The sequence below is a fragment of the Moorena sp. SIO1F2 genome (assembly GCF_010672755.1).
Classification (GTDB): domain Bacteria; phylum Cyanobacteriota; class Cyanobacteriia; order Cyanobacteriales; family Coleofasciculaceae; genus Moorena.
In genome coordinates this window covers 1-6,332 of sequence record NZ_JAAHFV010000036.1, presented here as the reverse complement: position 1 = coordinate 6,332, position 6,332 = coordinate 1, and the positions used below count along the sequence as shown (strand labels likewise).

5 protein-coding genes are annotated in these 6,332 nt (G+C 39.8%); 4 read left to right on the top strand and 1 reads right to left on the bottom strand.

Going from position 1 to position 6,332, the window contains the following annotated elements:
• The 3 genes from F6J94_RS07240 to F6J94_RS07230 all read left to right on the top strand — a co-directional run.
• The coding region (locus F6J94_RS07240; protein WP_293038626.1) for an Rpn family recombination-promoting nuclease/putative transposase at positions 1-770 on the top strand (770 nt) is incomplete at its 5' end.
• A gap of 816 nt (positions 771-1,586) precedes the next feature.
• The gene (locus F6J94_RS07235) at positions 1,587-1,988 is read left to right on the top strand and encodes a hypothetical protein (RefSeq protein WP_293038623.1); all 402 of its coding nucleotides are present in this window, start codon (positions 1,587-1,589) and stop codon (positions 1,986-1,988) included.
• Positions 1,989-2,067: 79 nt separating this feature from the next.
• On the top strand, positions 2,068-3,633 hold the full coding sequence (locus tag F6J94_RS07230) for a hypothetical protein (RefSeq protein WP_293038620.1): 1,566 nt from the start codon (positions 2,068-2,070) through the stop codon (positions 3,631-3,633).
• Positions 3,634-3,875: 242 nt separating this feature from the next.
• Here the strand turns inward: F6J94_RS07230 and F6J94_RS07225 are convergent, their stop codons facing one another.
• Complete coding sequence (locus F6J94_RS07225; RefSeq protein ID WP_293038617.1) at positions 3,876-5,057, bottom strand: endonuclease/exonuclease/phosphatase family protein; 1,182 nt, start codon at positions 5,055-5,057, stop codon at positions 3,876-3,878.
• 819 nt (positions 5,058-5,876) lie between these two features.
• Between F6J94_RS07225 and F6J94_RS07220 the strand changes: the two genes are divergently transcribed.
• Entirely contained in the window at positions 5,877-6,005 is a 129-nt protein-coding gene (locus F6J94_RS07220; RefSeq protein ID WP_293038614.1) for a hypothetical protein, read from the top strand.
• Positions 6,006-6,332: the final 327 nt, after the last annotated feature.

Here is a 6,332-nt window from a genome sequence, read left to right as displayed (position 1 = left end):
AGCTGAAGAATGTTACCTTTAAGAATCCCGAGTTTTTGGGCAATACCTTAGTGGATCGAAGGGCTATTTTTGATATTTATTGTCAGAGCGAGACTGGTGAACGGTTCATCGTAGAAATGCAGAAGGCTAAGCAAAATTTGTTTAAGGATAGAAGTGTCTATTATTCTACTTTCCCGATCCAAGAACAGGCGCAACAGGGATTTTGGAACTATGAGCTTACAGCAGTTTATACGGTTGGCGTCCTAGATTTTGTATTTGATGACCACAAGCACGATTCGGAACTGCTACATGTTGTGGAGTTGAAAAATCAGCACTGTGAAGTGTTCTACGATAAGCTCAAGTTTATTTATGTTGAGCTACCCAAATTTACCAAGTCTGTTGATGAGTTGGAGTCCCATTTTGACAAGTGGTTATTTTTATTCAAACACCTAGCCCAGTTGAATGAACCCCCATTACCGTTGCAAGAGGATGTGTTTGCCCAGCTATTTGATGTTGCAGAGATTGCCAATTTCTCATCTGCGGAGCAAGCGCTGTATCAGGATAGCCTGAAGGTCTACCGGGATATGTACAATGTTACCCAAACCTTAATTGATGAAACCTTGGAACAAGGCATAGAACAAGGTAGACAACAAGGTATCAAACAAGGTAGAGCAGAAGGTAGACAGGAAGAAAAACAGCAGATTGCTAAGCAGATGAAGGCGGCAGGGTTACCCGCTCAGGATATTGCCCAATATACGTGGTTGACTATCGATGAGATTGATCGGTTGTAGGTTTAAATTGCTTCAAGAGCTACAAATTCCTGGGTTTTTGCGAAAAATTGTTGCTTAGATAGGCGAACTGAAATACCGATAATCCCCCAACAAGGCACTTCACCATCACAAGATCATAAAGACGCTTGAGCGAACCCTATACTCAGTCTTGACTACACTTCCAATGACTGTCGAGAAGAATGCCCGGAATAGGGTTGGATTAGGGCATCGCACATAACAGTAGTGAACCCTGTCCTTATGAGGTTAAGCACCATGGGAATAAAGAACACATAGAAGCTGGGCTAATTCCCCTCAGAATATCCAGTCACTGAATGCAGTAATTAACTTCACCAGTTTATGTGATTTACATCACGACTTTTGTCTAACTAAATCAATAATAATGATTAGTGAAAGTTATAAGATTAGTCAGCTAAATACTATAACTTATCATCTCAGGGTAAAGTATCTTATTATACCAAATCCTGTTCCCACACCCCCCTTATCTGCATAGCCATAGATTCCTGGCATACAAAGATTTGGTCAATTTTTATAAAGGGGTTTTGACAAACGGATTTGGTATTACATCACTAAATTGCAAATCGCTGTTTTTAGCCCAACTACCAGCCCTAGAGGCAAAGAAGGCAGCTACGCTGAGGTCTTGGAGGCGATGCGGAGCAAGCTGAAACCCTTACTGGGTAATAATTTCATCTCATAATTTACAAAAAGATACATTCTGTTTTGGGCACGACCTTGGACTATTCTATAAGGGTTTGAGCTTCCAGAAAGCAGTGTGCCAGGGACTTTTGCTCGTACATAAGTAACAAGGAAGGTTTACGAATGAATTTTGTTGAGATCGCAACATCTGCAGTATCTATACTAATTCCCTACTTGGCTAAGGTAGCTGAGGGTGCAGCTCAAAAGGCTGGCGAGTCTGTTTGGGAAAAGGCGGAAGCCATCTACCAAGCTATTGTCAGTAAATTCAGCGAAGACGGGTATGCAGAACAAACCCTAAAGCGGTTAAAGGAGAAACCCTCGAACGAGGAGCGCCAAAAAGCGTTGGTTGGTATTTTAGCGGAGAAGGCTGAAGAAGACAGTGGATTTGCCAAGCAGTTAAACAGGTTAATTAGCAATGCCGCCCCAGAACAGCCTAGTGGTCAGTCCCAGGACCAAACTAGCACTGGAGATCATAACAATAATCTTCAGATAGGAGGCAACACGGGAGACTTGACCTTTCATTAAGAACTTTAACTATGATGGGTCAAGACCGGAACCGGAAAAAGTAGAGCCGCAAAATATTCCCCCTAAAAACGTTGAGTTCATGGGGCGGGACATTGAGCTTGAAACTTTACATCAGCAGTTGAGACAAAGGGGGAGGGTTGTAATTTACTCTGAGCAAACAAGTCCTGGTAAAACAGAACTAGTGCGACATTATGCCCAGCTTGCTTGGGAAAAGCAGGTTTATCCGGGAGGAGTTTGCTGGTTGGAGGGGCAAGGATCTCATTTAGGGTATGAGGTGGTGGACTTTGCCAAGTCAAAATTAGGTTTACAGCCACCTGAAGGTGGAGATTTACAGAGTCAGGTTAACTACTGCTGGTCACACTGGCTAAAGGGCGATGTGCTGATAGTGCTCAATGGTGTTGAGGATTATCAGCATGTTAAATCCTATTTACCTCCCTGTGGACAACGCTTTAAACTGGTAATTACCACGCCACAACTTTCCTTAGATAAGTCTTTTTCAAGTGGGGGCTTTGAAGGGTTATGTTTGGAGCGTCTTAAACGGAAGCTCATAGATGATTCTAGCAGTGATTTTAATGGAGGTAAGGTTTCTCCTTTATTAAGAATAATAGTTACACTATTACTGCTGTTTTGTAGTGGAGTTTCCCTGTATGCATGCTATGTTTGGGCTGATAGTTCACCTTGGAAATTTTTTTTCACGCGGGATGGCTGGATTATTGAATTGTTTCGTAGTTTCATATTTCTCTTCGCTGAAAACATCATTGTGTTTAGCTCTTTCAGAAAAGATGCTATTGAGCTTTTTTGCTTTAAGAAGGTCTTGCGAGATTATAAGGCAGCAAGAACTAGAATTTTCGTGATCTGGCTGGCTTTGACTCTTTTTGGCATCATATTCATACCGATATACCATCGCTACCTGGCTCCAGAACAGATGGAACAAGATTGGAAAAAGTGGATTTCAGAGAACCCAGAACCAAAATATAATTCTATTGAGCTAGACAGTGATGAAGGGTTTAAGGCATATGTACTTCCTTATCAGTATTACCTGCCTTACTCTTTAATTAATTATATTATTGTTTGGTTGCCCGTTGTTTTAGTTACCGCTTATTCAGCAGTAAAAGACTTTATCTGTTTGAAGGCTTTCAAAAGAGATTTAATATCTGATCTAGAAGAAATAAATAAATTGAAGGAACAGTATAATTTTTTCTTTTATCCTGATGGTCTGTGTAAAAAAGTCGAAAATACTTTTGCCGACTTTTCCCAGTCGTTTATTGAAAAAATAGGTAAGTATACATATGTTTTTTTTGCCTTTACTATAGGTGTTAGTTTTGAGACCTTATTGGGGTACAAGACCTTGGCAAAAACAGCAATATTATGGCTCGCTATTGGTTATTGTTTTTGGCTGATTACTCCGTTGAGTATAGTATTAGCATATAAATTCTATGAAGAAGCCTTGAATTTTTCTATTAGGATTTTGAGAACAATCAACTGTGCTAATGTTAATGTTAGTGAATTTAAAAACAAAAATAAGGTATTTAATTTTGTTTGTGAACTTTTTGAGCGTTACTTAATTTTTTACATATGTATAATAATCATTACTTTTGTAAGTATAATATTCCTTACAGAAAAACTTATTGATAAGCTGCAATGATTTGTTTGACTACTTGATTAGCGTGATTATAGCAAAAAACATATTTTATCTGGAGTGTTTCTTGAATATTAAAAAGTACTTTTTAATATTCAAGATTTTAGTATTTTTAATTATTATGTTTGTTATGCAGTTTTTTAATTGAGTAATAGTCAGTTTGTTAAACCTATTTCAGTAAATTATCACCGAACAGAAGTGTCCGTCAAAACAAGGTTGTTAGTCTACTATTAAACTGCATCTGTTGTTTAGTTAGTTTTGTTAATAGTTCTAAAATGCGCCTTAACAGGATGATGGTCTGAGTGTGCAAAATTCAGATTAATCGTCTCAACTGCAACAACTTCAACATTTGGAGAAGTAATAAAGCCATCAATAATCGTAACATAATTGTCACCGGGTATATACGCTTGGTGAACGGTTCTAACAGAAGGTACATTCGGATCTGCCACAATTTTCCAATCTGAAGGAAAAGCATCATCGGGTAAATCATGAACCCAGAAAAGGTATTTATCTTCTGTTTGATGGGGGAATTCTGTTTTAGCAAGGCGCAGATTCCAGTCACCGCCAATAACAACAAAATTACCACGCTGGTATTGCTTCATGGCAAAAGAGCGCACTGCTTCTAATTGTTTGGCTCGTATATCAGCGTTAGAATCAAATGCAGCTAAGTGCAAATTAATCAGAATCCATTTTTTATTTTCCACAGTGGTGGAGACTTGATTGACTACCATTTGATAGTTTTTGCGAAAAGCTCCGATGCGCCTAGGTTCTAAAGGTAATAATCTACTTTCTGAGTTACACATTAAACCAGTTCTGGCAAAAACTCCCAAGCCAAAATTAATGCTAATAGGTGGTGGAATGAGATGGGTGCAAAAATCAGACACATAGATATTTTGATATTGCTTTATAGTGTCAACAACGCTATTAAAAACACTCACACGGCGGTTGATTAAGCTAGCCTTAGCAATCTCTTGAAAAAAGAAAACATCTGGAGTCTGGGATTTGATAAAGTTGACAATTCCAGATACATTTTTTTTGACGATAAGTTTTGACTCTGGTAGCCAGTCAGTTCCGCCATCAAGGATAAAATTAGATTCTTTTCCGAGACCACCATAACCTATGTTCCAGGTGATTATTTCTAGTTCGTCCTTAGAGACTTCTGATAGCGAATTCCAGGAATAACTTTTTACTTTTGGGGGTGTATAAAAGGCATTGATAAAAAAGATAGTTAATAAGGCACAAACCAAACTGCCAACAGTATAAAGCAATATTTTCTTCCTTTGTTTAAGTTTGAACTGAAAAAAAATCATCTCGTCCAATCGTATATTTGGGGTCGCAATTTTCCAAACAAAGGCTTGTTTTGAGTCCCCAGTTACAGCACGCCAACCAGTGAAAGCACTAATTAGTGTTAGTCCAACAGCAACCAACACAGCTAGCACCATACGTTCACGATAAGCTATGGTTAATTCAAAAATAGCAGCTCTATACCGCTCACCACCACCCCAGTTCCCATTTCAAACGAAAACCCCCAACCAGGGGGCATTCACACAGCAGGATTAAACTTTCTCCTTAACTAGACGGTTTAAAATGCCTCGTCAACATCCGAATTACCTCCCCCCTCGGTGACTGAGGGCAAGGGTGGAGTCCACAACACCACCTCAGAGAATTTCTTAAATAGAACTACTTCCCACCAGAGTCACAACTAGTGCGCAACAATTGTCGGGTGAAAGAGATAGGTGTGTAAGCAAACCTGTCAACTTTATGTACTTGAGAACGTCACCGACACTTTCCCTAGTTCTAATTCCAAGACTCGATCCTGTTCCTTTACCAGAATTCAGACAATGGAACTACTTCCCATTACGGCCAGTCTTTAACTTCCTGTTATTTTTGCCAACAAAATCAAAAATAATAAAAAGTGAATTTCAGGGGGAATTAGAGGGAAAAATGAAATACCAATAAGTCCGATTGCTGGCATTTATACTAATAGAACTACTTCCCACCACGGAAGTCCCAATAACTCCCGTTACAGGTATTAAGACGTCTTTTTATTATCTTTTTTACTACTGTTAGGAAATAACTAAAAGATAACTACACTTAATATTAAGTTAAATCTGTTCATTCTTGTGTTGGAAGTGGGTAGGTCGTCCGTTGGGACTACCGCCTGAAAGTGAAACTAGGTTAAGGGACCGATTGGTCGCTGTCTGTCGTTGGTACTGGGTAGGGGACTCGGTTGGGTCACCTACCCATCATTGGAACTAAGGAAGGAGTCGGGGTTAGCCACTACCTTTGTTGAGTTTTATGTAGCGTTGTTGGGACTGGGTGGTAAGGTTTTTTCCTTACCGCGATCGCTGTATAGCACTACGCACTATGGTGTTTGACAAGTGAATAAAAATTAAAATCGCTCAATCCCTTGATTAGTAAGCTTTTTTCTTCACTATTGCGCTTCATGCCTATTGCCTATTGCCTGGCGCGTAGCGCTATACCAATGAAAAGCCCCAGCGACTGCGGGGGTGTGGAGTGCAATGATAGGATGTGATTGATTAAATGTAGTTCTGCGGGGAATAGGGATTGATTCCATGGTTACGGTCGATGCCCGGTATTATCCGGGGCACCTCCGCTTCAGAACTGCACGTGAAAGTTTCCCCTCATGCAGCTCCTAGATATCCTTTCCTTTCGGAGTGCTCCAATGTATCTGTTGGTGGCAG